This is a genomic window from Pseudomonas gebzensis, from assembly GCF_034427815.1.
In the GTDB taxonomy this organism is placed as follows: Bacteria; Pseudomonadota; Gammaproteobacteria; order Pseudomonadales; family Pseudomonadaceae; genus Aquipseudomonas.
Map to the genome: position 1 here is coordinate 1 of NZ_JAXQNS010000008.1, position 23,396 is coordinate 23,396.

Here is a 23,396-nt window from a genome sequence, read left to right on the forward strand (position 1 = left end):
CCCCCCCCCCCCCCCCCCCCGCGGCCCCGGGCCCTGTGCTTCAACCGCGCATCGTGGTTCGCGCCCGGCGCATCAACGCTTTCGCCGTCAGCTTGAAACGTTGCAGCGGCGAGTGCGGTTCGGGTTTGCTCAAGCCCTGCTGCCGCATCCAGTCCTTCCAGCGAATCCGCTCCGCCTTCACCACCCAACCGTCCTGTGCGGCGAAGCTTTCCGCCAGATAGATGCCGCGGGTTGCGGCAGGCACCAGTTCGCTGCGGTGCAGGGTGTACAGCTCAGCCAGCGGCTGGCCGTCTACTACGGGCATGAGGTACAGGTCAGGGCGCTTGCGGTTGAGCCGGGCGACCAGTTGATCACCCTCCAATCGTTCATCCACATGGAACAGGCTCAGCGACTTGGCCTCGCGCGGTACCTGCAGGCGCAGATCGTAGATCAGCTGTAGCGAGGCCGTAGGCAGGTGCACGTAGGCACGTGGGCGTTCCAGCAGGGTGAGGTTGCCACACTGCACCGGCAGCGCGGCGCCGGAGGCCGGGCTCAGCACAAAGGGCGCCGACTCGCGGTAATGCAGGGCCGCGGCATAGGGGGCGGGCAGCCAGGTGTCGTTGAAACGACCACCCAGCCAGCCCTCCGGCGTTTCCAGCAGGCACTCTTCGGCCACTTCCTGAATGGCCGTGTGCAGCGGCAGGTTCAGTTCGTGGGCCGGCACGTAGCCTGAGATCAGCTTGAGCACCACGTCGCCGCGGTCCTGGCGGCGTTGGCGCACCAGTACCCAATAGTCGCGGTTCTGCCAGTGCAGGGTCAGGCGTACCGAGACGCCGAGGTTGGCCAGTTCCAGAGAAAAGCGCTCGGAGTCGGCCACCTCGATGGCCTTGCGCCGTTGCAGGGTCTGGCTGAAGTTCAGCGGCATCCCCACACCCTTGTAGCTCAGCCCCTCGGGGCTGGCGTCGACGTGCACGGGCAGGGTCTTGAAGTTGCTGGGGTTCTTGCGGATCAGCGTTCTCGCCACGTGCATCTCCTTAGCCTGGGCCCTGTTTGAAAAACGTTGAGACTCGTTCGTGCGGCGTTGAAGGCAGTCGGGGCGCCTGGCCTGGTCTTCGCTCAAGACGTTTCAGCCAGCGCCCAGGTGCCCGCGCGGGGCCATCAACGTCGGCCCAGGATCCGGGCCACGGTGGCCGCATTGTGCGCCAGATGCAAAGGGTTGATGGTGCCGACGATGGCGCTGCTGACGCCCGGATGGGCAAACAGCAGTTCGAAGCTGGCGCGCACCGGATCGACCCCTGGCGACAGGCACACATGGCCGCTGGCCAGGGCCTTCTTCACCAGGATCGCCTTGCCGTGTTCGGCAGCGTAGTCCAGCACCGGGCGCTCGCCTTGCTCGGTGAGGTTGTAGGTGACCATCGCGCAATCGCCTTGTTCCAGGGCCTTCAGCCCACCGGCCGCGGTCTTGCCCGACAGGCCGAAGCCGAGAATCTTGCCTTCCTGCTTGAGCGCGGCAAGGGTCGCGTACACCTCGTGCTGCTCAAGAATCGCCACGTCATTACCGTCGGAATGCACCAGCACCAGCTCGATGCGATCGGTCTGCAGGCGTTGCAGGCTGCGCTCGACAGAGCGACGGGTGTGCGCGGCGCTGAAGTCGAAGTGCGACTGACCGGCGTCGAACTCCTCACCCACTTTACTGACGATGATCCAGTCATCGCGCTGACCGCGCAGCAGCGGGCCGAGGCGCTCCTCGCTACGGCCGTAGGCCGGCGCGGTGTCGATCAGGTTGATGCCCAGGTCGCGCGCTTGCGCCAATAACAGGCGGGCCTCGCCATCGTTCGGGATGGTGAAGCCGGTAGGGTATTTCACCCCTTGGTCGCGGCCCAGCTTGACCGTGCCCAGCCCGAGCGGCGAGACGCGCAGCCCTGTGCTGCCCAGCGGCCGGTGGTAATCATGCAGGGTGGGCAGGCTCATGGCAGCAGTTGCTCCCACGCGGGGATGCCCGGGGCCGGGCGCGGCAGGTCGCTGAGGTCGGGGTGCGCGGCCGGGCGCACGCCATCGCGCGTGAAACTGGCCAGTACGCGATCACTGAAGTCGGGCGCCAGTGCCAGCTTGGTCGGCCAGCCCACCAGCAGGCGCTGGTCTTCGGCGAGAAAGGCGTTGTCGGGGCGTACCAGGCCCGATTGCGAGGGCTCTGCGCGGTCGACGCGCAAGGTGGCCCAGCGCAGCGACGACTGGTCGACCCAAGGCAGCAGACTGGCCACTTCCTTCTGCGCTGCCGAGATCTGTGCAGCGGGTTCGCGGGCCACGCCGTCGGCTTCGGCCAGATCGCCGCCCAGGTACCACACCCACTGGCCGTCAGCCCCGGGGTGAGTGGTCACGGTCATGCGCGGCTTCGGCCCGCCGCCCAGGCAGTGCGCGTACAGCGGCTTGAGGTTCGGCCCCTTGACCATGACCATGTGCAGCGGCCGGCGCTGCATGGCCGGCTGTTGCAAACCCAGCGCCTGTAGCAGCTGTTCGCTGCCAGCGCCGGCACTGAGGACGATGCGCTGCGCCTTGATCGCCCGACCATCGACTTGCAGCCCGATCAGTTCGCCGTTTTCACGTAATGGTGTGACCTGCTCACCGGCCAGCAAGCTGTCGCCGGCCAGCTGCGCCAGGTTGTGCAGCAAGCTCGGCACGTCTACCACCAGCTCGGCCAGGCGGTACACCTTGCCCTTGAAGGCACGGTCCTGCAGGGCGGGGGGCAGTTGCTCGCCCTTGACCTGATCGACCCGCCCGCGCACCGCCTTGCTGGCGAAGAAACTGGTGAGGTTGCCGGCCAGAGTCCCGGGCGACCACAGGTAATGCGCTTCAGACAGCAGGCGGGTGTCGCTCAGGTCCAGTTCGCCCTGGCCGGCCAGCGCTTCGCGCCAGCGTCGCGGCATGTCGGAGATGGCTTCCGAGGCGCCGGTCAGCTTGCCGTGCAGGGCGTACTTGGTGCCGCCGTGGATGATTCCCTGAGACTTGATGGTCTGCTCGCCGCCCAATGTGGCGCGTTCCACCAACACGGTCGAATAGCCCAGCCGCCGCAGCCGGGCGTTCAGCCACAGGCCTGCGACCCCGGCGCCGACGATGAGAATGTCGGTGGAAATAGCGGTTGGCATGCAAAGCCCTCACAGTTAAGACAGGCGCGCAGTATACAGGGCTGTCTGGGCGTGCAACGGTTTCCGCAACTTGCATCATCGGAGCCACATGCGTGGTCGCGATGGGCTGCGCAGCAGCCCCAGCACCCGATCTGCTCAGTGCCCGGTGGTTTTCGAGAACACCTGAATCACCACCACGCCGGCCACGATCATCGCCATGCCAAGCATGGCCGGCAGGTCGAGCTTCTGCCCGTAGATTACCAGTGCCGCCACACTGATCAGTACGATGCCCAGCCCCGACCACACGGCGTAAGCAATGCCCACCGGCACCGTGCGCACCACCAGCGTCAGCATCCAGAAGGCAATGCCATAGCCGACCACCATCAACAGCAACGGCAGCGGCGTGCTCAAGCCCTTGACGGCTTTCATGGACGCGGTGGCGATCACTTCGGCGCAGATGGCGATGGCGAGGCAGGTGTAGGCATTCATGGCGAAGGTCTCCGGTAGGTGCCGCACATTCTAGGGGCTGCGCGAATGCGGTAAAGTCATTACCTATCCGAGGGGGAGATAGGTTGATGGCCGAGTACTGGAGCCTTGAGCAGATGCGCACTTTTCTGCGCGTCGTGGAGTTGCGCTCGTTTTCTGCAGTGGCGCGCGAGCAGGGGCGGGCACAGTCTGCCGTCAGTACGGCCATCGCGCTGCTGGAAGCAGACCTGGGCGTCACCCTGTTCGAGCGCAGCAGCGGGCGCCAGCCGAAACTCACCGACAACGGCACGGCGCTGGTAGAAGATGCCCGTGAGCTGCTGCGCCAATGCGAACGCTTGGAAGGGCGCGCCCTGGCCCTGATGCGTGGCCAGGAAGCCTTGCTGCGTGTAGCCCAGGACGAAGCCATGCCCTATCAGCCGGTCATCGACAGCCTCGACGAACTGGCCAGCCGCTACCCTTACCTCGAAGTGCAACTGGCCAGTGGTGCCCAGGGCGATGTGGCGCGCAAGCTGGCCGAGCGCCGCGCCGACCTTGGGCTGTTTTTCCACCATGAGCGCATTCCGCCGGCGCTTGAGCGGCGTGCACTGGGCAGCGTGGAGATGGTGACGGTGTGCGCCGTCGATCATCCATTGGCCCTCGAGCCGCGCGTGACCCGCCAGCAACTGGCGCGGCATCGGCAACTGTTGATCACCCCGCAGCAAAGCGGCTACCCCGGCGGTGAGGCCATCAGCCCACACGTCTGGCGCGCCGACAGTTTCTACGCCATGGCCGAACTGTTGATGCGCGGGCTGGGCTGGGCCTGGCTGCCGCGCCATGTGGTGCAATACCCGATGTATCAAGCACAGATGGTCGAACTGCACAGCGAATGGCGCCCGCCGGCGCTGGTGGTGGAGCTGGCCTGGCGACGCGATGCGCCTCTGGGGCCGGCCGCGCAGTGGCTGGCCGAGCGCTTTGCAGTGCACCTGCGTGCAATCGGGTAATATTTCCCGCCATGAACAGAACCCTCTACACCCTGCTGTTTCACCTGGGCCTGCCGCTGCTTGCGCTGCGCCTGTACCTGCGTGCGCGCAAAGCGCCGGCCTATGCCCAACGCATCGGCGAGCGGTTCGCCTGGCGCCTGCCGGCCATGGCCCAAGGCGGGTTGTGGGTGCATGCGGTGTCGGTGGGCGAGAGCATCGCGGCAGCGCCGATGGTCCGCGCGCTGCTCAAGGCCTACCCGGAGCTGCCGATCACGCTCACCTGCATGACCCCCACCGGCTCGGAACGCATCCAGGCGATGTTCGCTGACGAGCCGCGCGTCCAGCACTGTTACCTGCCTTACGATCTGCCCTGGGCCATGGGCCGCTTTCTTGATCATGTACGCCCGCGCCTGGGCGTGATCATGGAGACCGAACTGTGGCCCAACCTCATCCACCAATGCGCCCGGCGCGGCATTCCAGTGGCTCTGGCCAACGCGCGGTTGTCGGCGCGTTCGGCGCGCGGCTACGCGCGTTTTGCCAGGCTGACCCGGCCAATGCTCGCTGAAATGGACCTGATCGCGGTGCAGACCGCCACCGAAGCGCAGCGGTTTCGCGACCTGGGCGCCAGGCCTGAGTGCGTGCAGGTGACCGGTTCGATCAAGTTCGACCTCAAGCTCGATGACCACCTGGTGCCCCGCGCCAGGGCCTTGCGCGAGCAGTGGGCTGCCGCGCAGCGCCCGGTGTGGATCGCGGCCAGTACCCATGACGGCGAGGATGCGTTGATTGTGCAAGCGCATCAGCATGTGCTCCAGACCAACGCCGACGCGCTGCTGATTCTGGTGCCACGCCACCCCGAACGGTTCGCGGCGGTCTCGGCGCAGTGCAGTGAGCGGTTCACCTGCGTGCGCCGCTCTACCGGCGAGCCGGTGCAGCCGCAGACCCAGGTACTGGTCGGCGACACCATGGGCGAGCTGCTGTTTCTTTACGCCTTGGCCGACATCGCCTTCGTCGGCGGCAGCCTGATCCCCCGCGGCGGGCACAACCCGCTGGAGCCTGCCGCGCTGTCGTTGCCAGTGCTGATGGGCCCGCATGTGTTCAATTTTCTCGATATCAGCGCGATGCTGCGTGATGCCGGTGCGATGCAGCAGGTGGACGATGCTGAGGCGTTGGCTGCGGCGGTGTGTCGCCTGCTGGAATCACCCGCAGATGCACAACGCATGGGTGAAGCGGGCAGGGCGGTGATGCAGGCCAACCAGGGCGCGTTGCAGCGGTTGCTCGACGGCTTGGCCGGGTTGCTGCGCTGAGGCATAGCGCCAAAGCGACCGGTTGGAGCGGCCATCCTCATAGAACCGCACACAGCCTTCTGATTTCACAGGGGGCTGCAGGAGCCAAGTGCCTGTCGTTCAACTCCGCTCACAGGGGCTGGTTGGGTGGGTGTGATCAGTTGAATCGAAGTTGCCTGTACTGGGCCGGCCATCGCGACCAAAGTCGCTCCTAAGGGTTGCTGCCGCTCGAGCCTCTGTAGGAGCGAGCTTGCTCGCGATGGACGTCAACGATGACGCGAAAGCCCGACACAGCGCGGTGGCTGGGCCTTTTTCGCGAGCGAGCTCGCTCTACAGGAGCGCGAAGTGTTCAAAAACTCACACGGTCAGGCAGGAAAGGCTTCAGCCGCGATGGACGGCGAAGCCGTCCCAGCTCAAGCAACCCCTACCGTTCGATGCAGCGCCACCGCAGCCATCGGTGCTGCCTTGCAGCCATCGGTGCTGCCTTGCAGCCCATCGTGGCTAACCGAAGCGTGGATCGACGCCTCGCGCAAGCGCTGTCATCGCCCAACGAGGACGCTCTTGCGTTTGGCTACCTACGCTCGAAATTCTTCGCCGCCTCGGTCGCCAGGTCAGGCGGCAGGAAGTCTCTGTCGGGGTTGTAGTCGGTCTTGAGGAAGCGCCCGAGGTCTTGCAGGTCTTGCGGGCTCAAGGTGCCGGCGGCCTGCTTGAGGCGCAGGTTGTCGAGGATGTAGTCGTAGCGGCTGTTGTTGTAGTCGCGTACCGAGTTGTACAGCTGGCGCTGGGCGTCGAGCACATCGACGATGTTGCGGGTGCCCACCTCAAAACCGATCTCGGTGGCTTGCACCGCGCTCTGGCTGGAAATGATCGACTGCTTGCGCGCCTGTACCTGCTCCACGTCGGTGTTGACCGCGCGGTGCAGGTTGCGGGTGTTTTCCACCACCTGGCGGCGCAGGCTCTCGCGTTGCTGTTCGCTCTGGCTCAGGCGCTGGTAGGCCTCGCGCACCTGCGAACTGGTCAACCCGCCGCTGTAGAGCGGGATGTTCAGTTGCACGCCGAGGGTGGTCTGTTCCACATCACCGCCATAGCGCACGTTTCGCAGAGGCGACGGGTTGCTGAAGCCGAGGTTGTCGTTGTCGCCTCGTTGGTAGCGTGCCACCGCATCAACGGTCGGCGCGTGACCGGCCTTGCGCTGGCGCACGGTCTGCTCGGCAGCATCGACCGCGTAGTTGGTCGCCAGCAGGTTGAGGTTCTGGCGCCCGGCGGTTTCCACCCAGGCCTTGGCATCGTTGGGCACCGGCACCTGCACCGGCAAGGTGTGCACCACGCCCTGCAGCGAGCCGTACTCACGGTTGGTCAGGGTCACCAGGGCCTGGAAGGCGTCTTCGACCTGGCGCTGGGCGATGATGCGGTTGGCGCGGGCGGTGTCGTGGCTGGCCTGGGCCTGAAGCACGTCGGTCTTGTCGGACAAGCCGACTTCGAAGCGGCCATTGGCCTGATCAAGCTGGCGCTTGAACGCGGCTTCTTCGGCCTTGGTCGCCGCCAGGCCGTCTTGCGCGCGCAGAACGGCGAAGTAGCTCTCGGCGCTTTGCAGAATCAGGTTCTGCTCATTGGCCGACAGCTCCAGCGCGGCCTGTTCGCTCACCGCTTCAGCCGCCTGCAACTGGAACCAGCGGTCGGCACGAAAGATCGGTTGCGACAGCGTGGCGGTCCACGCGGTGCCGCTGCGGTTGGTGGTGGCAGAGGGCTCGTCCAGCTGGGTGCGCGTGTGCATGGTCTCACCACCAGCAGACAGATTCGGCAGCAGCCCGGCGCGGGCCTGCGGCACGATCTCACGGCGTGCACCGTAGTCGGCACGGGCGGCGGCGAGGTCGGCGTTGTTGCCCACCGCTTGCTGGTAGACGCTGATCAGGTCGGTCTTCACCGTGGTCGGTACGTCCACAGCCCCGACTGCAGCGTGGGAGGCACACGACACGGCAAGCGCCAGCGAGAGTTTGCGCAGCATGAGGCGATCCTTGAATTTCTGAACTGTTGAGTATTGAAATATGGCCAGTGTAGTGCTGCGCGGGCTCGGCAACAATCGCCTCTGCACCTTTCGTCATCGATGTGCTGGGCCGCTTGGCTTTGGCAGGCGCTTGAGTCTAGACTGCAGGCGTTCTTGTCGGGGTGCCTTGAATCGAAGGCTGAGATCGGATAGTTCCGGATCCCGTTGAACCTGATCAGGTTAGCGCCTGCGTAGGGAACAAGATTGCTCGCTTTCCCGGCGAGATCTTGTGTCGAATCCGGGATCGTCGCAGCTCAGACTCATTGCGCCCCCCATCCGACACCGTACTCGTCCATGAGTGCGTCCGCTTTTTTCAGGTTCTTCCCCGACATTCCGCCTGTAGGAAACCGTCTGGAGAGCCCGTGATGAGCAAACAACAACAGTCCATTCACCTCAGCGAATCGGCCCAGGTCGATCAGCAGTCCGTGCAGCCGTTTCCCCGTTCGCGCAAGGTCTACGTAGAAGGCTCGCGTCCGGACATCCGCGTGCCGATGCGTGAGATCAGCCTGCTTGATACCCCCACCGACTTTGGCGGCGAGGCCAACGCACCGGTGCTGGTCTACGACACTTCCGGCCCCTATACCGATCCCGACGTGGTCATCGACGTGCGCAAGGGTTTGGGCGATGTGCGCTCGGCCTGGATCGACGCGCGCGGCGATACCGAACGCCTGGCCGGGCTCAGCTCGAATTTTGGCCAGCAGCGCCTGAGCGACCCGGAACTGACCCGCCTGCGCTTCAATCATGTGCGCAACCCACGCCGCGCCAAGGCCGGCGCCAACGTGTCGCAGATGCACTACGCCCGCCAGGGCATCATCACCGCCGAGATGGAATACATCGCCATCCGCGAGAACATGAAGCTGCAAGAGGCGCGCGCCGCCGGCCTGCTCACGCAGCAGCACCCCGGCCACAGCTTCGGCGCCAGCATTCCCAAGGAAATCACCGCCGAGTTCGTCCGTGAGGAAGTGGCCCGCGGCCGCGCCATCATTCCTGCCAACATCAACCACACCGAGCTTGAGCCGATGATCATCGGCCGCAACTTCCTGGTGAAGATCAACGGCAACATCGGCAACAGCGCACTGGGCTCGTCCATCGAAGAGGAAGTGGCCAAGCTGACCTGGGGTATCCGCTGGGGCTCGGACACGGTCATGGACCTGTCCACCGGCAAGCACATCCACGAGACTCGCGAGTGGATCATCCGCAACTCGCCGGTGCCGATTGGCACGGTGCCGATCTACCAGGCGCTGGAAAAGGTCGGTGGCGTGGCCGAGGACCTGACCTGGGAGCTGTTCCGCGACACGCTGATCGAGCAGGCCGAACAGGGCGTGGACTACTTCACCATCCATGCCGGCGTGCTGCTGCGTTACGTACCGCTGACCGCCAAGCGGGTCACCGGTATCGTCAGCCGCGGCGGCTCGATCATGGCCAAGTGGTGCCTGGCGCATCACAAGGAGAACTTCCTCTACACCCATTTCGACGACATCTGCGAAATCATGAAGGCCTATGACGTCAGCTTCTCGCTGGGCGATGGCTTGCGGCCGGGTTCGATTGCCGATGCCAACGACGCCGCGCAGTTCGGCGAGCTGGAAACCCTCGGCGAGCTGACCAAGATCGCCTGGAAACACGATGTGCAATGCATGATCGAAGGCCCGGGCCACGTGCCGATGCAACTGATCAAGGAGAACATGGACAAGCAGCTCGAATGCTGCGACGAGGCGCCGTTCTATACCCTCGGCCCGTTGACCACCGACATCGCGCCGGGCTATGACCACATCACCTCCGGTATCGGTGCGGCGATGATCGGCTGGTTCGGTTGCGCCATGCTCTGCTATGTCACGCCCAAGGAACACCTGGGCCTGCCGAACAAGGACGACGTCAAGACCGGCATCATCACCTACAAGATCGCAGCCCATGCCGCCGACCTTGCCAAGGGCCACCCGGGCGCGCAGATCCGTGACAACGCGCTGTCCAAGGCGCGCTTCGAGTTTCGCTGGGAAGACCAGTTCAACCTCGGCCTGGACCCGGACACCGCGCGGGCCTACCACGACGAGACGCTGCCCAAGGAGTCGGCCAAGGTGGCGCACTTCTGCTCGATGTGCGGGCCGAAATTCTGCTCGATGAAGATCACCCAGGAAGTGCGCGAATACGCGGCCAACCTGCGCATCGAGGCGGTGGATGTGTCGATGGAGGAGGGCATGCGCGAGCAGGCCGAACGCTTCCGCCAGGAGGGCAGCCAGCTGTACCAGAAGGTCTGATCCAAGGCTTTGCGCGTGCGGGGGGCCAACCTCCGCTTCGCGCGTGATCGCCGGGCTTGTGCGCTCGAGGCGCCAGCTCACTGCGGTCGCTGTCAGGTTGCAGGGGCTGCACCAGACCGGCATAGCCGGCCCAATCCGGCCCATGCCGCCTCCATCGGTCAAGGCCGGTCTCTTCCTTCACTTCACTCCTGCGCGAGCGCATCCATGACTCAGATCAGCGCGTTTTCCCCCGATCACCCCGTTTCCCCCAGCCAGCGCGTGCTCGGCGGCCGGGACCTGTTTTCGCTGTGGTTCTCCCTGGGCGTCGGTCTGATGGTATTGCAGGTCGGCGCGCTGCTGGCGCCGGGCCTTGGCCTGGCCGGGGCACTGCTGGCGATCGTGCTCGGCAGCGCCGTGGGCGTGCTGTTGCTCGCCGCGGTTGCGGTGATCGGCTGTGACACCGGCCTCTCGGCCATGGCCACCTTGCGCTTGACCCTCGGGCGCGGTGGCGCACGCGTGCCGGCGCTGCTCAACCTGCTGCAGCTGGTGGGCTGGGGCGCCTTCGAGATCATCGTCATGCGCGATGCCGCAAGCCTTCTGGCGGCACGCACGTTCGGCGCGGACAGCAGTTGGACCAGCCCCATGCTCTGGACCCTGTGCTTCGGCGCCCTGGCCACGCTGCTCGCCGTCAGCGGTCCGCTGACCTTCGTGCGCGCAGTGCTGCGCCGCTGGGGCATCTGGCTGCTGCTCGGCGCCTGCCTGTGGCTGACCTGGAACCTGCTGGCCAAGGCCGACCTGGCGGCGCTGTGGGCCCGGCCGGGTGACGGCTCGCTGTCGCTGGCCCTGGGTTTTGACATCGTCATCGCCATGCCGCTGTCGTGGTTGCCGCTGATTGCCGACTACTCACGCTTCGGTCAGCGCGCCAGCCGGGTGTTCGGCGGGACGGCGCTGGGTTTTTTCCTGGGCAATGCCTGGCTGATGAGCCTGGGCGTGGCCTATACCCTGGCATTCGTGCCAAGCGGTGAGGTCAATGCGCTGCTCATGGCGTTGGCCGGCGCCGGGCTGGGCCTGCCGTTGCTGCTGATTCTGCTGGACGAGTCGGAGAACGCCTTTGCCGATATCCATTCGGCGGCGGTGTCCAGCGGCACGCTGGTGCGGGTCAAGGTCGAACACCTGGCACTGGCCATCGGCCTGCTGTGCACGCTGATCGCGCTGCTCGCGCCCCTGGCCCAGTACCAGAACTTCCTGCTGCTGATCGGCTCGGTGTTCGCGCCGTTGTTTGGCGTGGTGCTGGTCGATCACTTCATGCTGCGCAGGCGCCAGACGATGCAGATCGACCGCTTGCGCTGGAGCGCGCTGGTGGCCTGGGCGGCAGGGGTGGCGATCTATCACGCTATCGCCCAGCTGGCGCCGGCGTTCGGCGCCACCCTGCCAGCCTTGCTGCTGGCAGGTGGGCTGTATGCGCTGCTGGGGCTTAGCCGCGGCCGGGGAACAGCTCGGGCTTGAGGATGCCGTTCAGGCGCGGGTAGGGGATTTTCAGCTCGACGTGGCCCATGGAGTAGGGGGCGATGGCATAGACCTCGTACTTCACGATCAGCGCGCCGTAGGTCAGGGCGATGTGCGGCGATTTACGGAAGGGCCAGGTCTTGATGAACTCCGGGTCCTTGTCCATCTCGACGCTCATCAGCCAGGCGCGGTGCGATTCGGCGACGGTTTTCCAGAAGGTGTCTTCCTGGCCTGGCAGCAACATGTCCTGCAGGGTCAGCACCTTGTCTTGCGGGCGCGAGTAGTTGATGAACGCACGGCCCGGCATGCCGTGGGCGCCGCCGCTGTCGAGGTAGCTCGACAGCTCGACGATCACCAGTCCGTCATGCTGCTCGCGTACCTTGGCCTGCAAGTAGCTGCTGTTGCGCTGTTGCGCGCTGGCCAGGTACTGCTGTTCGTAGGCCTTGAGCGTGGGCGCGGTGGCGCTGCGTTGGTTGTCTTCGGTGAGTTGCAGCAGGCGGCTTTCGACGATGCCATCGAGTTTGGGCAGCGCGGGGAACGACACCGTGTCGATGTTCACCAGTGGGCAATCGCGCTCGCTGCAACCGGGCTTGACGTGCTCCCAGGCTTCCCGCTTGACCTCAAGCGGCGCGCGGTAGTTGGGCGCAAACACGCTCTGGCAGGCGCCGAGCGCCAAGGCCAGCACGGCCACGGAAGTCAGTTTGGCAAGCGTCATCGAGGTTCCTTGCAAGACGAATTGATCGGTCTTCGACCGTCGGCGAGGCAGTCAGTTCGCCACTAAGCTAACAGAGTGTCGGTGCACTGTTCCAGCCACTCAAACAGCGCGAGAAGTGGATGAAACACAGCGATACGCGGAGTAGGATGGCGCGATTACGCCGTAGATGTAACGAGGAATTTTCATGTCGAACCCGTTGTTTTCCGAGCCCAAGAACGTCGAGATCACCGAGCGTGAGCAGTGCTACAAAGGCTTTTACCGGCTCGACAAAGTGCGCCTGCGCCATGAGCTGTTCGACGGCGGCATGAGCCGCGAGATCAGCCGTGAACTGTTCGTGCGCCACGACGCCGTGTGCGTGTTGCCCTACGACCCGCAGCGCGACGAAGTGGTGCTGATCGAGCAGTTTCGCGTCGGCGCCCTGGACAAGGCGGCCAACCCCTGGCTGATCGAGCTGGTTGCCGGCCTGATCGACAAGGACGAGCAGCCCGAGGAGGTCGCCCATCGCGAAGCCGAGGAAGAGGCCAATCTGACCTTCTCCGCGCTATGGCCCATGACCCGCTACTTCCCATCGCCCGGTGGCAGCGATGAATTCGTGCACCTGTTCCTCGGCCGCTGCAGCAGCGAAGCGGCGGGCGGTGTGCACGGGCTCGAAGAAGAAGGCGAAGACATCCGCGTCCACGTCTGGCCCTTCGAGGATGCCCTGCAAGCGGTACGCGATGGGCGCATCAACAACGCCGCCAGCATCATCGCCCTGCAATGGCTGGCGCTGAATCGGGCGGAAGTCAGGGGGATGTGGTCGTGAGCCCGTCGCGTGAGCGCTACCGCGTAGACCTCGCCGGCCTTCAGGCCGCCTGCGAGGCCAATTACGCGCGGCTCATGCGGCTGCTGCCGGAGATGCGCAGTACGCAGAGCGAACGGCGCATCGGCATGACCCAAGGCGAGCAACTGCTCGGTGTGCTGGCGCTGGAAGTGGTACTGGCCTGCCCGTACACCACGACCTTGCGCGTGCGCCAGGAGCACAGCCTGCCGTGGTTGCCGGTGCCGCAGATGGAGGTGCAGGTGTACCACGACGCACGCATGGCCGAAGTGGTCAGCGCCGAGCATGCGCGGCGCCTGCGCAGCATTTATCCGTATCCCAACGACGCCATGCACCAGCCTGACGAGAAAGCCCAGCTCAACCTGTTCCTGGGCGAATGGCTCAATCACTGCCTGGCCTGCGGGCATGAACTGGCCGTTGTTCGCTGAAATGTGAAGCCGGTCGGCTTCTACCCGTTGCATGCGCGGTCACGGTAGCCATAATTGCGCCACATCCGTTCAAGGAGACGGCCGTTGGCTCAGCCAGACCCCTCGTATACCGACGCACCCGTTCATGTGGTGCAACTGACCGATCCTCACTTGTTCGCCGACCCGGCCGGTGGGCTGCTGGGCGTGAAAACCCGCGACAGCCTGCGCCATGTCATCGCTCAGGTGCGTCGCGAACAACCGCGCATCGACCTGCTGCTGTGCACCGGCGATCTGTCGCAAGACGCCAGTGCGCAGTCCTATGCCGCGTTTTGTGAGCTGACCGACGGCCTGGCCGGCGTTACGCGCTGGTTGCCAGGCAACCACGATGACGCCACGGTAATGGCCAAGATTGGGCAGGGTGCGTTCCTCCAGGCCGTGACCGATATCGGCGCCTGGCGCGTGGTGATGCTGAACTCGGCTGTCGTCGGTGCCACCCATGGCTTCCTGCCGCCGGCGCAGCTCGACCTGCTGGAGCAGGCGCTAGCCAGTGCGGGCCAGCGCTACTGCCTGGTCTGCCTGCATCATCAGCCGGTGGACATCGGCTGCGCCTGGATCGCTCCGATTGGCCTGCGCAACGCCGATCAGCTGTTCGCACGGCTGCAAGCTCATCCACAGGTGCGCGGGCTGCTGTGGGGGCATATCCACCAGCCGTGGGACGAACAGCGTGGCCCTCTGCGCTTGCTGGCCACACCGTCTACCTGCATCCAGTTCGCCGCCGGCAGCGAGGATTTCCAGGTCAGTGAAGAGTCTCCCGGCTACCGCTGGCTGCGGCTGCACAGCGATGGCTCGATTGACGCGGCAGTGGTGCGCGCAGACGATTTCGTGATCGCCCTGGACTTCGACAGCCCCGGCTACTGACCCACTGCGCCGGCCAGGCGCGGCACGTGCGACAGCCCGCAGCTGCACCAAAGTCCCATGAACGCGATACACTGCGCGATTCCCAGCACCTGCCCAGCAGGTGCTGTATTGCAGATGCAGAGGGCACGATGTCGGGTTCGATCCTTTATCTACATGGTCTCAACAGCTCGCCGCTGTCCACCAAGGCAAGCCAGCTGACAGCCGTCATGGCGCGCCTCGGGCTGCTCGAGCAGCTGCGGGTGCCGGCCCTGCATCACCATCCGCGCCAGGCCATGGCCCAGGCCGAAGCCGCCATTGCCGAACTCGGCGCGCCGCTGCTGGTGGGCAGCTCGCTCGGCGGTTACTACGCCACCTATCTGGCCCAACGGCATGGCCTCAAGGCGTTGCTGATCAACCCGGCCGTAGCCCCGCACCGTTTGTTCGATGGCTACCTGGGCACCCAGCGCAACTTTTACAACGATGAAACCTGGGAACTGACCCTCGACCACATCGCCGCGCTGGCCGCGCTGGAAGTCCCGCCGCCGCAAGAGGCAGGGCGCTTTCAAGTGTGGCTGCAGACCGGCGACGAGACCCTCGATTACCGCCACGCCGAGCGCTACTACCAGCACTGCGAGCTGCGCATCGAAGCCGGGGGCGACCACGGTTTCCAACACTTCGCCGAGCACCTGCCGGCCCTGCTGAGCTATGCCGGCATCGATCGCGAGCGCTTCGCCGCCCTCGATTTTTCTGCTTTTTGACGCTCCCCCGCATTCACCAGACTGACGACGAGAACCCATGGCCAATCCCAGCGCTAGCGCCTATAACGCAGACGCCATCGAAGTCCTCTCCGGCCTTGACCCAGTGCGCAAGCGGCCGGGCATGTACACCGACACCAGCCGGCCCAATCACCTCGCCCAGGAGGTCATCGACAACAGCGTCGACGAAGCCCTGGCCGGGCACGCCCGTTCCATCCAGGTCGTGCTGCATGCCGATCACTCGCTGGAAGTCAGCGACGATGGCCGCGGCATGCCGGTGGACATTCACCCTGAAGAGGGCGTGTCGGGCGTCGAGCTGATCCTCACCAAGCTGCACGCCGGCGGCAAGTTTTCGAACAAGAACTATCAGTTCTCCGGCGGCCTGCACGGCGTGGGTATTTCGGTGGTCAACGCCTTGTCGAATCTCGTGCGGGTGCGCGTCAAGCGCGACGGCAACGAGTACCAGATGACCTTCGCCGACGGCTTCAAGGCCACCGAGCTGGAAGTGATCGGCACGGTGGGCAAGCGCAACACCGGCACCAGCGTGTACTTCAGCCCTGACCCGAAGTATTTCGACTCCCCCAAGTTTTCCGTCAGCCGTCTCAAGCATGTGCTCAAGGCCAAGGCCGTGCTCTGCCCGGGGCTGTCGATCAGCTTCGAGGACAAAGGTACCGGCGAGAAGGTCGAGTGGCATTTCGAGGACGGCCTGCGTTCCTACCTGGTCGATGCCGTCAGCGAGTTCCAGCGCCTGCCCGACGAGCCGTTCTGCGGCAGCCTGGCCGGTAACAAGGAAGCGGTGGACTGGGCGCTGTTGTGGCTGCCAGAAGGCGGCGACAGCCTGCAGGAAAGCTACGTCAACCTGATTCCCACCGCGCAAGGCGGCACCCACGTCAATGGCCTGCGCCAGGGACTGCTCGACGCCATGCGCGAGTTCTGCGAGTTCCGCAACCTGCTGCCGCGCGGGCTGAAGCTGGCGCCTGAGGACGTCTGGGAACGGATTGCCTTCGTGCTCTCGATGAAGATGCAGGATGCGCAGTTCTCCGGGCAAACCAAGGAACGGCTGTCGTCGCGCGAGGCCGCGGCGTTCGTCTCAGGCGTAGTCAAGGATGCCTTCAGCCTGTGGCTCAACGCCCACCCGGAACTGGGCCTGCAATTGGCCGAACTGGCCATCAGCAACGCCGGTCGGCGGCTGAAGGCGAGCAAGAAGGTCGAGCGCAAACGCATCACCCAAGGCCCGGCCTTGCCCGGCAAGCTGGCCGACTGCGCCGGCCAGGACCCGATGCGTTCGGAACTGTTCCTGGTCGAGGGTGACTCGGCCGGTGGTTCGGCCAAGCAGGCACGCGACAAGGAATTCCAGGCCATCCTGCCGCTGCGCGGGAAGATCCTCAACACCTGGGAAGTCGACGGCGGCGAAGTGCTCGCCAGCCAGGAAGTGCACAACATTGCCGTGGCCATTGGCGTCGATCCCGGTGCGACCGACCTGGGGCAGCTGCGCTACGGCAAGATCTGCATCCTCGCCGACGCCGACTCCGACGGCCTGCACATCGCCACCTTGCTCTGCGCACTGTTCGTCCAGCATTTCCGCCCGCTGGTGGATGCCGGGCACATCTATGTGGCCATGCCGCCGCTGTACCGCATCGACCTGGGCAAAGAGATCTACTACGCGCTGGACAACGATGAGCGCGACGGCATCCTCGACCGCCTGGTGGCCGAGAAGAAACGCGGCAAGCCGCAGGTCACGCGCTTCAAAGGCCTGGGCGAAATGAACCCCCCGCAGTTGCGCGAAACCACCATGGACCCCAACACCCGGCGCCTGGTGCAACTGACCCTGGAGGATGTGGCCGCCACCTGCGAGCTGATGGACAAACTGCTGGCCAAGAAACGTGCAGGTGACCGCAAGAGCTGGCTGGAGACCAAAGGCAACCTGGCCGAGGTCATGGTGTGATCCGTCGTTGGCTGGCGGCGCTGCTGACGCTGTCGACACTTCCCACCCAGGCCAGTGACTGGCCTGAGTTGAAGATGCTCGGCGAACATCCGATCGACGGCATGCGCGGTGGCAACCTGTCAGGGCTGGCGCTGTGCCGCGGCAGTCTGTGGGGCGTCTCGGATCGTGATGACGAGCGCCTCTACCGCTTCGACCGGAAGGGCCCGGTGTGGGCCGCGCAAGCCCTGCCGTTCACCCCCCCGCCTGTGCCCGAAAGCGGCCTGCCGTGGGGGCTCAAAGTGCGCAACTGGGCGGTTTCTTGGGTGCGCGGTGGCGAGCTGGACTATGAAGGCATCACCTGCGACAAGGCCGGCAACCTGTACCTGGTCAGCGAAGCCCATGCCGCGGTGCTGCAGCTGCCGCTCGAAGGCGAGCCCGACTGGCTGAAGATCGACCCGGCCATGCTTCGCCAAGCCCGCGCCAGCGGCATGCTGCTGCACTTCAATGCCCAGTTCGAAGGCCTGGCGATCAACCCCGCCGGTGACCGCCTGTGGCTCGCCGCCGAGCGCGAGCGCCGTGGGCTGGTGGCGATCGAGCGCCAGCAGTCGGTGTGGAACTGCGGCCACAGCTGCGTGTTGCTCAGTGAAGCGGGGGTGGAAATGCAGCCCGCGCAGATGCCCAACCCACGCAACCGCAGCCGCGACTTTTCCGATCTGGCCTGGTACCAGGGCAAGCTGTTCACCCTCGAGCGCAACGCTTACCGCATCTGCCGCCGCAACATCGGCAGCGGTGAGGTGGAGCGCTGTTGGTCGTTCGCCGAAGAAGGGCTGACCGAAGCCCGCCGCTACGACCATCCCTTCGGCTTGGCCGAAGCGCTGGTCATCGACGACAAGGGCGCCTGGATCGGCCTGGACAACAACAACGCCCACCGCGCTGACGGCGAGCGCCGGCCGATCGTCTGGCGCTTCGCAGCGCCTGCCGGTGGTTGGAGCGCCAAGCCATGAGCCAACCGGCCGGCAAGCGCGCAGGCAAGGTGCTGATGATCGTGGCCTGGGCGGCGGCGCTGTTTCTTGCCACGCGTTTCTTCGGCGAGTGGGAAGCGCGTCGGGACAACCCCAACCGCCAGGTGCAGTCCGAGCATGGTGCGGGTTTTATCGAGGTGCGCTTGCTGGGCAATGGTCAGGGCCACTTCGTCGTCGACGGGCTGATCAACGGCCAGGCCGTGCACTTCATGCTCGACACCGGGGCCACCGACGTCGCCATTCCCGAAGGCGTGGCGCAGCAGCTGGCGCTGGCGCGCGGTGCGCCGGTCACGGTGAGCACGGCCAATGGCCGCGCCGAAGGCTATCGCACCCGCCTCGACGAGCTGGCCCTGGGTGATATCCACCTGCGCAACGTGCGTGCCCTGGTGGTGCCTGGCCTGGATGGCGAGCAGATACTGCTGGGCATGAGCGCCCTGAAACAACTTGAATTCACCCAGCGTGGCGGCACCTTGCTGCTGCGCCAGAACTTGAAATGACGAGGCTCGCATGAGCGACTTACAAGACAGTCTCGACGGTGTCGAGCGCCGCTCGCTGGCCGCGTTCACCGAACAGGCCTACCTCACCTATTCCATGTACGTGATCATGGACCGGGCCTTGCCGCACATCGGTGACGGCCTCAAGCCCGTGCAGCGGCGCATCATCTACGCCATGAGCGAGCTGGGCCTGGATGCCGACGCCAAGCACAAGAAATCGGCGCGTACCGTCGGTGACGTACTCGGCAAGTTCCACCCTCACGGCGACTCGGCGTGCTACGAGGCCATGGTGCTCATGGCCCAGCCCTTCAGCTATCGCTACACCCTGGTCGACGGCCAGGGCAACTGGGGTGCACCGGACGATCCGAAGTCGTTCGCGGCCATGCGCTACACCGAGGCGCGGCTGTCGCGCTACGCCGAAGTGCTGCTCGACGAAGTCGGCCAGGGCACCGTGGACTGGGTGCCGAACTTCGACGGCACCTTGCAGGAGCCGGCCGTGCTGCCCGCACGCCTGCCCAACATCCTGCTCAACGGCACCACCGGCATCGCCGTGGGCATGGCCACTGACGTGCCGCCACACAACCTGCGCGAAGTCGCCGCTGCCTGCGTGCGTCTGCTCGACGATCCGAAAGCCACCGTCGAGCAGTTGTGCGAGCACATCCAGGGCCCTGACTACCCGACCGAAGCCGAGATCATCACGCCGCGCGCCGAACTGCTGAAACTCTACGAGAGCGGCCGTGGTTCGATCCGCATGCGTGCGGTGTACCGCGTCGAAGATGGCGATATCGTCGTGACCGCGCTGCCGCACCAGGTCTCCGGGGCCAAGGTCATGGAGCAGATCGCCGCGCAGATGCAGGCCAAGAAGCTGCCGATGGTGGCGGACCTGCGCGATGAGTCGGACCACGAGAACCCTTGCCGGCTGGTGATCATCCCGCGCTCCAACCGAGTCGACGCCGCCGAGCTGATGCCGCACCTGTTCGCCACCACCGATCTGGAAAGCAGTTACCGGGTCAACGTCAACATCATCGGCCTCGACGGTCGCCCGCAGCTGAAGAACCTGCGCGCTCTGTTGCAGGAGTGGCTGCAGTACCGCATCGGCACCGTGCGCCGCCGTCTGCAGTACCGCCTGGACAAAGTCGACCGGCGCCTGCACCTGCTCGACGGTTTGCTGACCGCCTTCCTCAACCTGGATGAAGTGATCCACATCATCCGCACCGAGGACCAGCCCAAGCAGGCGCTGATCGAGCGCTTCGAGCTGAGCGAAATCCAGGCCGACTACATCCTCGAAACCCGCCTGCGTCAGCTGGCGCGGCTTGAGGAGATGAAAATCCGTGGTGAGCAGGAAGAGCTGCGCAAGGAGCAATCCAAGCTGCAAGGCCTGCTGGGCAGCGAAGCCAAGCTGCGCAAGCTGGTGCGCAGCGAGCTGATCAAGGATGCCGAAACCTATGGCGATGCGCGCCGCTCGCCCATCGTCGAGCGCAGCGAAGCCAAGGCGCTGTCGGAAAACGAGCTGATGCCGGCTGAGCCGGTGACGGTGGTGCTGTCGGAAAAAGGCTGGATTCGCTGCGCCAAGGGCCACGACATCGACGCCACGGGGCTTTCCTACAAAGCCGGCGATGGTTTCAAAGCGGCAGCACCTGGGCGCTCGAATCAGTTTGCGGTGCTCATCGATTCCACCGGCCGCAGTTACTCGCTGGCGGCCCATAGCCTGCCGTCGGCGCGTGGCCAGGGCGAGCCGTTGACCGGCCGCCTGACGCCGCCGCCAGGCTCGACCTTCGAGTGCGTACTGGTGCCCGAGGATGATGCCTTGTATGTGGTGGCCTCCGATGCCGGCTACGGCTTCGTGGTCAAGGGCGAGGACCTGCAGGCCAAGAACAAGGCGGGCAAGGGCCTGTTGAGCTTGCCCAACGGCTCCAAGGTCATGGCCCCGCGGCCGGTAGCCGATCGCAGCAGCGACTGGCTGGCGGCGGTCACCACCGAAGGCCGGCTGCTGGTGTTCAAGATCAGCGACCTGCCGCAACTGGGCAAAGGCAAGGGCAACAAGATCATTGGCGTGCCGGGCGACCGGGTCGCCAGCCGTGAAGAGTACGTGACCGACCTCGCCGTGCTGGCCGAAGGCTCCACCCTGGTGCTGCAAGCCGGTAAACGCACCTTGTCGCTCAAGCCTGACGACCTGGAGCACTATAAAGGCGAGCGCGGTCGGCGCGGCAGCAAGTTGCCGCGCGGATTCCAGCGGGTCGACGGCTTGATGGTCGAGCGTCCGGCGTGAACACCACGGGGCAGGGCGGCAGTTTCACCGTGGCTGGCGCTATAAACGCTGGAGTCGCGCCGCCATTTCACGGATGATAGTGCCCCCGCGGCGCCAGGGTCCCTGGCGCGCAGGCGGATTTACCTGAGTATCACTGCGGCCTGCCTCGGGCAGCCGCCTGGATGGGATGAATGAAATTTCCACGCCTTCCATTGACGTTGTTGATGACTGGCTTGTTGGGCCTGGCCGGATGCTCGACGCACCCGTCGGTTGCCCTGTATCAGCTCGACAGCGGTCAGCCTGGCCAGCCCACTCAGGCTTCAGGCATGGCAGTGGTGGTAGGCCCGGTATCGGTGGCCGACTACCTGCAGCGCGAAACTTTTCTCCAGCGTCAGCCTGATGGCAGCTTGAGCGCGGCGATCGACGGTCGCTGGGCGGGCAGCCTGTCGTCGGACATCGACCAGCTGCTGGTCCGCCAGTTGGCCTGGCGCCTGGACAGCCAGCGCGTGGTATTGGCACCGGCCGGCACCGGCTTCGCGCCAGACGCCCAGGTGCTGCTGTCGATCACCCGGCTCGACTCGGGCGCCAAGCAGCCTGCCATTCTCGACGCGCAATGGCGCGTGCTCGACCGCCGCGGCCAGGTGCGCGACAACCGCATCGTTCACCTGGAGCAGCCGCACGCAGGCAGCGAGAGCGCACAGGTGCAGGCCCAGGGGCAATTGTTGCAGAAACTCGCCGAGCAACTCAGCACCGCCCTCAAGCCGCTGGCCAATCAACCGGCCGTAGCCGAGGTGCCTGCCAAGAAGCCATCGGCTCCGGCGCAGGTCAAGAAAGACCCCGAGAAATCGCGTATCCCGATGGCCGCACCGATCCGTACCGACATGGAAATCTATCGGTTCTGAGCCGATGTACAGCCATGAAAAAGCCCGCAGCGATGCGGGCTTTTTCATGGGCGGTAGTTGATCAGCTGCGGTGCTCGTGCATGCGTGCGAGCTGGCGTTCGAGCATGGACGGGTAGGGCTCGAGCAGGCGCTCCACGCAGCAGGCGCCTTCAGGGCTGGCAATCGGCCGGATGCGCGCCCGTTGGCGGATCAACGAATCATCACCGATCTTGCGCTCCACCAGCAGCAGGTTGCGGCTGTGCTGCGACAGCGCCAGGGCATCCTGAGCCTTCTCGGCCATCAGCAGGTCGACCTGGTCCAGGCCATACAGGTCATCGTCCATGGTCAGGCCCAACTGCAATTGCAGGGTGATGCCGCTGTCTGCGACCTCGATCTGCAACGCATGGCCCAAGGCCCGTAGCAGCTCGCCGCAGCAGATGGCGTTCGTGAGGTAGTCGTCGCCGCACTGGCGGCTGTGGAACAGCAGCAGCGCGCTGCCATCGTTGAGCGAATGCAGCTCACCTTCGTACAGCGACACGGCCTGGTTCAGGCACTCGCGGTAGCGGTCCAGCAGCTCGGCAAGGCGGGTGCGCGGCAGGCGCCGCAGTGGCTCTTGCGAGCCCAGCTGCACGGCGAGAATGGCGGTGAACTGTGGCTCGCCGGGTGCGTCTTCGTGGACCGCCTGCAGCGGTGCAGGTACTTCGTCGTCCAGCAAGCCGGCGAAGGCTTCGTCGTCATCGTCATCGGCCACGACCTGCGCGCGCTGGCTCGGCTTGGGAATGGCGGCGCGTTCGCGCAGGGTCATCGGCGCGTCTTCAACGAAATGCTCGTCCTGCTCTTGGTCTTCGTCGTACGCGTATTCAGGCTCCGGATCAGGCTCGGGCGGCGCTGGCGGCGCCAGGCGCGCGTGCAGCTGACGGGCCAGGTCGCCGATTTCGTCCTGGCGCTCGGTGCCGGGGGTGAGGTGGTGCGGGTCGCGCAGCCAGACCCGCAGCTGCAGCAGCGGGGTGCTGATGTAGCGGCCCAGGCGCAAGCTCAGGGTCAGCGCCAGGACCAGCAGGATAGCCGCCATGATGCCCATGCTCTGCAAGCTGATCAGCATCGGTTGCTGGAACTGGTTCATGTCCAGGCTGATGCGCAACTGGCCCGCAGCGACGTCCTGGAAGGTGATCTTGCTCTGATACAGCCCCTCGGCCTCACCCAGCAGGGTGTTGCGCGGTCGCTCGCCGGCTTCGGCAAGGATGCGGTTGTCCACGCTGTAGATGGCCGCATGGGCCACCAGCGGGTTCTTCACCAGGTTACCGAGCAGCACGTTGAGACTGAGGATGTCATTGGCCACCAGCAGCTCGGTGGCCGAGGTCGCGGTCTGAATGGTCAGGCTCTGGCCCAATGCATCGGCTTGGTCATGCATGGCCTGCTTGAACTGCAGGCCCATCACGCAGGCGTAGATCACCAGCGCCAGCGCCACCATGAAAACAGTGTGGCTGGCGATACGCAGAACCAGGGGAATGCGACGTTGGCGCAGGGCGCGAAAGAGCATCACGAAGAAGTTTTCGGTTTTGACGGGCGTGGGCCGGATCACAGAGCGCGGCTCTTTATGGCAAAAAGTGTGGGCGGAGTATAGCG

At 65.3% G+C, this 23,396-nt stretch carries 20 protein-coding genes and 1 riboswitch; of the genes, 13 read left to right on the forward strand and 7 right to left on the reverse strand.

Annotated elements, in window-relative coordinates:
- Positions 1 to 40: 40 nt before the first annotated feature.
- From SJI00_RS15790 to SJI00_RS15805, 4 genes are all read right to left on the reverse strand, one after another.
- Complete coding sequence (locus tag SJI00_RS15790) at positions 41 to 1,003, reverse strand: metal ABC transporter ATPase (protein ID WP_322462649.1); 963 nt, start codon at positions 1,001 to 1,003, stop codon at positions 41 to 43.
- 134 nt (positions 1,004 to 1,137) lie between these two features.
- Positions 1,138 to 1,950: an aldo/keto reductase gene (locus tag SJI00_RS15795; protein ID WP_322462650.1), complete on the reverse strand. Its 813-nt coding sequence runs from the start codon at positions 1,948 to 1,950 to the stop codon at positions 1,138 to 1,140.
- Positions 1,947 to 3,122: an FAD-dependent oxidoreductase gene (locus tag SJI00_RS15800; RefSeq protein ID WP_322462651.1), complete on the reverse strand. Its 1,176-nt coding sequence runs from the start codon at positions 3,120 to 3,122 to the stop codon at positions 1,947 to 1,949. Before SJI00_RS15800 ends, SJI00_RS15795 begins: the two co-directional genes overlap by 4 nt.
- A 135-nt stretch (positions 3,123 to 3,257) precedes the next feature.
- Positions 3,258 to 3,590 (reverse strand): DMT family transporter, encoded by a 333-nt coding sequence (locus SJI00_RS15805; protein ID WP_312934273.1) that lies wholly within the window; start codon positions 3,588 to 3,590, stop codon positions 3,258 to 3,260.
- A gap of 86 nt (positions 3,591 to 3,676) precedes the next feature.
- Between SJI00_RS15805 and SJI00_RS15810 the strand changes: the two genes are divergently transcribed.
- A complete protein-coding gene (locus SJI00_RS15810; protein WP_322462652.1) occupies positions 3,677 to 4,567 on the forward strand; it encodes a LysR family transcriptional regulator in 891 nt (296 codons plus the stop codon).
- 11 nt (positions 4,568 to 4,578) lie between these two features.
- Positions 4,579 to 5,850: a lipid IV(A) 3-deoxy-D-manno-octulosonic acid transferase gene (waaA, locus tag SJI00_RS15815; protein ID WP_322462653.1), complete on the forward strand. Its 1,272-nt coding sequence runs from the start codon at positions 4,579 to 4,581 to the stop codon at positions 5,848 to 5,850.
- Between the two features lie 550 nt (positions 5,851 to 6,400).
- Here the strand turns inward: waaA and SJI00_RS15820 are convergent.
- Positions 6,401 to 7,834, reverse strand: coding sequence for a TolC family outer membrane protein (locus SJI00_RS15820; protein WP_322462654.1), 1,434 nt, complete (start codon positions 7,832 to 7,834; stop codon positions 6,401 to 6,403).
- A 147-nt stretch (positions 7,835 to 7,981) separates the two neighbouring features.
- Positions 7,982 to 8,088, forward strand: a riboswitch (TPP riboswitch).
- Between the two features lie 150 nt (positions 8,089 to 8,238).
- Here SJI00_RS15820 and thiC point away from each other — a divergent pair.
- Entirely contained in the window at positions 8,239 to 10,125 is a 1,887-nt protein-coding gene (thiC, locus tag SJI00_RS15825) for a phosphomethylpyrimidine synthase ThiC (protein WP_322462655.1), read from the forward strand.
- 204 nt (positions 10,126 to 10,329) lie between these two features.
- Positions 10,330 to 11,610 (forward strand): putative hydroxymethylpyrimidine transporter CytX, encoded by a 1,281-nt coding sequence (gene cytX / locus SJI00_RS15830; protein ID WP_322462656.1) that lies wholly within the window; start codon positions 10,330 to 10,332, stop codon positions 11,608 to 11,610.
- On the opposite strand, the gene SJI00_RS15835 is transcribed toward cytX, so the two are convergent.
- Positions 11,579 to 12,325, reverse strand: coding sequence for an RsiV family protein (locus SJI00_RS15835; RefSeq protein ID WP_322462657.1), 747 nt, complete (start codon positions 12,323 to 12,325; stop codon positions 11,579 to 11,581). The genes cytX and SJI00_RS15835 overlap by 32 nt on opposite strands.
- A gap of 184 nt (positions 12,326 to 12,509) precedes the next feature.
- Between SJI00_RS15835 and SJI00_RS15840 the strand changes: the two genes are divergently transcribed.
- The 9 genes from SJI00_RS15840 (at position 12,510) to SJI00_RS15880 (ending at position 21,791) form a co-directional block, all read left to right on the forward strand.
- Positions 12,510 to 13,127 carry an NUDIX domain-containing protein gene (locus SJI00_RS15840; RefSeq protein WP_322462658.1) on the forward strand — a complete coding sequence of 206 codons (618 nt, stop codon included), beginning with the start codon at positions 12,510 to 12,512 and terminating at the stop codon, positions 13,125 to 13,127.
- Entirely contained in the window at positions 13,082 to 13,570 is a 489-nt protein-coding gene (locus tag SJI00_RS15845; protein ID WP_416221055.1) for a DUF1249 domain-containing protein, read from the forward strand. The genes SJI00_RS15840 and SJI00_RS15845 overlap by 46 nt, the downstream gene beginning before the upstream one ends.
- 84 nt (positions 13,571 to 13,654) lie before the next feature.
- Positions 13,655 to 14,467, forward strand: a complete 813-nt coding sequence (gene cpdA / locus SJI00_RS15850; protein WP_322462659.1) for a 3',5'-cyclic-AMP phosphodiesterase — start codon at positions 13,655 to 13,657, stop codon at positions 14,465 to 14,467.
- Between the two features lie 128 nt (positions 14,468 to 14,595).
- Complete coding sequence (locus tag SJI00_RS15855) at positions 14,596 to 15,204, forward strand: YqiA/YcfP family alpha/beta fold hydrolase (protein WP_322462660.1); 609 nt, start codon at positions 14,596 to 14,598, stop codon at positions 15,202 to 15,204.
- Positions 15,205 to 15,241: 37 nt separating this feature from the next.
- Positions 15,242 to 17,146: a DNA topoisomerase IV subunit B gene (gene parE, locus SJI00_RS15860; protein WP_322462661.1), complete on the forward strand. Its 1,905-nt coding sequence runs from the start codon at positions 15,242 to 15,244 to the stop codon at positions 17,144 to 17,146.
- On the forward strand, positions 17,143 to 18,129 hold the full coding sequence (locus SJI00_RS15865; protein ID WP_322462662.1) for an esterase-like activity of phytase family protein: 987 nt from the start codon (positions 17,143 to 17,145) through the stop codon (positions 18,127 to 18,129). Before parE ends, SJI00_RS15865 begins: the two co-directional genes overlap by 4 nt.
- Positions 18,126 to 18,644, forward strand: coding sequence for a retropepsin-like aspartic protease family protein (locus SJI00_RS15870; protein WP_322462663.1), 519 nt, complete (start codon positions 18,126 to 18,128; stop codon positions 18,642 to 18,644). Before SJI00_RS15865 ends, SJI00_RS15870 begins: the two co-directional genes overlap by 4 nt.
- Before the next feature lie 10 nt (positions 18,645 to 18,654).
- Positions 18,655 to 20,910, forward strand: coding sequence for a DNA topoisomerase IV subunit A (parC, locus tag SJI00_RS15875; protein WP_322462664.1), 2,256 nt, complete (start codon positions 18,655 to 18,657; stop codon positions 20,908 to 20,910).
- A gap of 170 nt (positions 20,911 to 21,080) precedes the next feature.
- Positions 21,081 to 21,791, forward strand: coding sequence for a PqiC family protein (locus SJI00_RS15880; protein ID WP_322462665.1), 711 nt, complete (start codon positions 21,081 to 21,083; stop codon positions 21,789 to 21,791).
- A 61-nt stretch (positions 21,792 to 21,852) separates the two neighbouring features.
- On the opposite strand, the gene SJI00_RS15885 is transcribed toward SJI00_RS15880, so the two are convergent.
- Positions 21,853 to 23,352: a histidine kinase gene (locus SJI00_RS15885; protein ID WP_322462666.1), complete on the reverse strand. Its 1,500-nt coding sequence runs from the start codon at positions 23,350 to 23,352 to the stop codon at positions 21,853 to 21,855.
- Positions 23,353 to 23,396 lie beyond the last annotated feature (44 nt).